Origin of the sequence: Neobacillus drentensis (assembly GCF_036966985.1) — a bacterium.
Taxonomy (GTDB): domain Bacteria; phylum Bacillota; class Bacilli; order Bacillales; family Cytobacillaceae; genus Neobacillus; species Neobacillus drentensis_E.
On sequence record NZ_JBALSN010000136.1, the window covers coordinates 1 to 4,693 of the forward strand.

At 38.9% G+C, this 4,693-nt stretch carries 2 protein-coding genes; one reads left to right on the plus strand and one right to left on the minus strand.

The window, feature by feature from the left end; translation table 11 throughout:
- Window positions 1-3,521, plus strand: a 3,521-nt coding sequence (locus tag V7659_RS09650) for a DUF4132 domain-containing protein (protein ID WP_335539713.1), incomplete at its 5' end; no start/stop codon positions are given.
- A 51-nt stretch (window positions 3,522-3,572) separates the two neighbouring features.
- On the opposite strand, the gene V7659_RS09655 is transcribed toward V7659_RS09650, so the two are convergent.
- Entirely contained in the window at window positions 3,573-4,307 is a 735-nt protein-coding gene (locus tag V7659_RS09655) for a protein-glutamine gamma-glutamyltransferase (protein ID WP_335539714.1), read from the minus strand.
- Window positions 4,308-4,693 lie beyond the last annotated feature (386 nt).

Consider the following 4,693-nt stretch of genomic DNA (forward strand, 5'->3'; position numbering starts at 1 on the left):
GGCTTGGACAGTTAATCGAATGGAAGGATAAGCTCAGTGCAGATTTAAGAGAAGAGCTCCTCTCCTTTTTTATAAAAGATGACAGTGATCACACCCAACGTGAATTTCTATTTGCAAGTCTTGCTGATAAAAGTATAAAGAATCGCGAAATTGCTCTTCGGCACATAAAAAAAATCGTCCTTCTACCAGATGAGATCAAAAAAGTTGAAGGGATTTTAAAATTAAAAACGGGCGCACTACGACAAGGGGCCATTCAAATATTACTAGGGCTTTCAAGGGATGAATTAGCTGAATCGATTGAGCGTTTATTAACCAGTAGAGCGGAGCCGCAACGTGTGGGTGCACTTGAACTCTTAACCGAAATTAATGACCAGGGAGAACGTGAACGACTGGTTACCATGTTTAAAAATAAAATCGTTCAAATGAAAACAACCTCAAAAGAACAAATATTGATTGAAAAGTTGTTTTTACAAGAGGATTACAACCTTGGAAATGGGTTTGGATTATACGATCCCAATCATCCAGTAAACCTCGAACTCGAGCACCCTAAACTAGAGTTAAATAACCTTTTTCATTCATCAATAGATACGATCAAACAGTTTCTCCAGGGTTTAGACGCTTTAGTTCATGAACATCGTCAGGTCGAATATGAAGTCGAGTGGTTTGATGGCTCCAAGGACACATTGCATATTGGCGAGGAATTAAGGTGCCCTTACCATGAGGAGGAACAACAGAAACTCGGGGATTTCCCGATATCCGAAGTTTGGCAGGAGTATTTTAATGGCCAAGATATACCGACATCAGCACTCATTCAGACGGCATACTACCTCCATTCACACAGAATTTACACCTATTACCACAATATGCTGGATGTATGGGACGTAATGGATTATCCGAGGGTAGAGGGCTGGAGGAAAGCATTTTTAGAAGAAATTTTGCCAATCGAAAAAATGGACGAGATGAATCACTTTATCGAGGACCTAAATTATCGATCCCAAGTAGAAACGCTGATCGATGCTTATTTTATCAGTCAGAATTCGAAAAGCTCTTTTGAGATTATTAGTTCGGTATTAAATTATCTCGTGCATTCGATTCCAGAAGAGAGGCTCAAATCCGAATATAAGCTGCTAGATTTTCTCGCCGAACCTTGGCTGGAATGGGGAGAACAATTTATTAGTGATGATGAGGATTTTGATGTTTATTTCAAACTTCATTATCAGTTATATACGATCGCTAATTTTGAAAGTTTTCTCCCCATGATTGAAAATCTAGCCAAAGCCCTTGACCGTAAACTTATCGATGAACAGGTGATCCTTCGAGAGTTTTCTGGTCGAAAGGAAACGAGTAGAGACTATCTCTCAGAATTAACCAATCCCAAGGGTCATGTGATAAAAAAGTATCCATACATGAAGGCGATAAAAGATAGAGTAGTTCAAAGGATTTTAGAAATAGAGCTAAAAAGAGGGGATCTTCAGACAGATGTAACGACCCTCGTGATGGGAATTGAAAAACAGGAAGGGATCGAAACTTTTGTTCAAATCCTAGTAGGCCTTGATAAAGAATCGTTCGTACGCGGCTATATTTATGGATATGACAGTAAACGTTTAAAAAAGGAAGTGTTCTCGCACTTATTAAAAACTAGTTATCCGAAAGAGGGAGAAAGTGACGAACAACTCCATCAATGCTTAAAAGGAAAGAAGATCTCAGAAAAAAGGTTAGTAGAGGCAGCCATGTATGCACCGCAATGGCTTGATCTTGTTTCTAAGTACTTAAATTGGGATGGTTTGAGGAGTGCCGCCTGGTATTTCCATGCCCATATTAATGAGACTTTTTCTGAGGAAAAAGAAACAATCGTCGCACATTATTCGCCGATTTCACCGCAAGAATTCCAGGATGGTGCCTTTGATATCCGTTGGTTTAAAGAATGTTACGAGCAGTTGGGAGAAGAACGTTTCCAAATTCTTTATCAGAGTGCAAAATACATCTCGGCAGGTGCCAATCACCGCAGGTCACAACTGTTTGCGGACGCGGCCTTGGGAAAATTGAATCTTGAAGACACGGAAAAAATTGTTCAGGAAAAAAGAACAAAGGACCAGGTGTTAAGCTATAGTTTGATTCCTGTGAAAAATGAACAAGATGTTCTAAACAGGTATGTATTCCTCCAAAAATTTTTACAGGAAAGTAAGAAATTTGGTGCACAACGCCGCGCGAGCGAAGCAAAAACGGTCACGATTGCTCTTGATAACCTCGCCAGAAATGCAGGTTTCAAGGATGTGACAAGACTGAAGTGGGCGATGGAAGCAAAGAAAATGGAAGAGATTACGCCATATCTTGAGCCAAAATCGATTGATGATTTAACCATACAATTAGTGATTGACGCTAATGGACGTGCAGATATCCAAGTTGTGAAAGCTAATAAAGTTCTAAAATCTCTACCAGCTAAGTACAAGAAACACGAATATGTAACTGTATTAAAAGAATATAAAGCCGATTTAAGAGAGCAGTATAAACGAGCAAAAGAAGAATTAGAACGTTCGATGGAGCTAGGAAATAGCTTTGTTTTAGATGAAATTTTCACGATGATGCGAAATCCAGTATTGGCACCATTGATGACTTCATTGGTATTAAAGGTGGAGAATCATCTAGGCTATTTTGAAGACGGATCTCTCATTGGGGTTGAGCAGGTTAATAAGTATTCGATCCAGGACACCGATGAAATTTTCATCGCTCATCCAGTCCATCTCTATGAAAGCGGGGACTGGAGTGAGTTTCAGCGGGACATATTTGCACGGAAGATAAAGCAGCCATTCAAGCAGGTATTTCGAGAACTCTATTTACCGAATCAGGACGAACTAGCGGCTGGAACGGGAACTCGAAGATACGCGGGTCACCAAATACAACCGCAGAAAACAGTAGCCTTATTAAAAAATCGCTTGTGGACGACTAGTTATGAAGTTGGCTTACAAAAAGTCTATTACAAAGAAAATATTATTGTACAACTTAATGCTTTAGCGGATTGGTTCTCTCCTTCGGATATCGAGTACCCGACCATGGAAACAGTGGAATTTTTCGACCGTCTAACCTATCAGCCGCTTGAAATAAAAAATATTCCGAAGTTGATTTTCTCGGAAACCATGCGAGATATTGATTTGGTTGTCAGTATTGCCCATGTCGGTGGGGTTGACCCTGAGGCAAGCTTAACGACGATTGAAATGAGGAGGGTCATTGTTGCGGAGTCGGCTCGATTAATGAAATTGGAAAATATAAGAATCGAGGGTAACTTTGCGTTGATCGAAGGAAGTCTGGGTGAATATAGCGTTCATTTAGGCAGTGCGAATGTGTATAAACAAGCAACAGGTGCCATTTACATCGTTCCGGTTCACTCGCAGCAGCGCGGACGAGTTTTCTTGCCTTTCATGGATGAAGATCCTAAAACCGTAGAAATTGTTTCAAAAGTGCTCATGTTAGCGGAGGATAAGAAAATCAAGGATCCGTTTATATTGGAACAGATAAAAAACTAGCCAATTTTTTTATACAACAAACAGACCGCTGCTTAATTGGCAGCGGTCTTATTATGTTTGATAAATGTTAGACAAAACGGGTCTGGTGATAAGGTTCATGAGATAGGCAGGGATCCGTGCGTTTGGCTTTCTTTTTTTATTGAGGAAGGTAATGATGGTGTCTGCCTTTTTAATACCGACGCCATGGCCGTAGTATTGGTCATCTGCCATAAAAATCACATTTTCGGCACGCCAATGGGATTCATTGGGATTGACGTCTGGATTATTAAAATGCACGATGTCACCGGGTATGAAATCATCCCCATATTTTTGAGTAAGCCTTAAATCGTTATCAAATTGCCAATCCAATAAGAGAAGACCGTTAAAAAGGATGTCAAACTTTCTTCTTCCAATGGTATAAAGGGCAGCAAGGTATAAGACAATCGCAATTCCTGTTGAACAATCAAACGCATAAAGCTTTCCATTCTTTATGACATCAAGAATGGCCTCTGTTGGTCTTACGTTTGGCTTAAGGAGGAAACCGCCATTATTTAAACGAGTCCAATACTTTTTATTGCAAAAGGCATACTCAAAGGTCGTAAACTGTACCTTACTATTATTTAGATCTCGTGCTGCCTTAAGCGTCTTTGTTCTAAACAGCAGCACAAATTCCAGTTGACGTATTGACTGGTACTGAAATATTTCCTTGGATTTGTCCATTTTAGTAAGAATGTCTTTCTGTTCTTTCGTTGTAAGGATGTCACTGAGATCGCCCACGTGAACGGTTTGCTGATTAATTTTAATCATCTATTCACCTGCTTTCCTTAAACAACAACTCCTTCTAAAAAGTATGAAATTACCACACTAAAGTTTACAACAATCGAAATATTTGATTTAGTTTGGATGTATTTTTTAAAAAATAGTTGTATGGATGCATGTGTCTTCATCATTTTTACTTATATTAAAATAATTTTTATGGTTGATTTTTCTATAATAATTGAAAGTTAAATTCAAATTTATGGCACCGCGAGGACAAAGGACTAGGGCTGATTACCTACAATATTTTACAAAATAAATAATAAATTCCTTGAATGCATTTGCATTGTAGATAACCTTCTGTTATAGTTAGGGAGAATTATTTTTGTTTGTCGGTAAGGAATAAAAGGCGTAACTGCTTTTTGTCTGGAAGATTT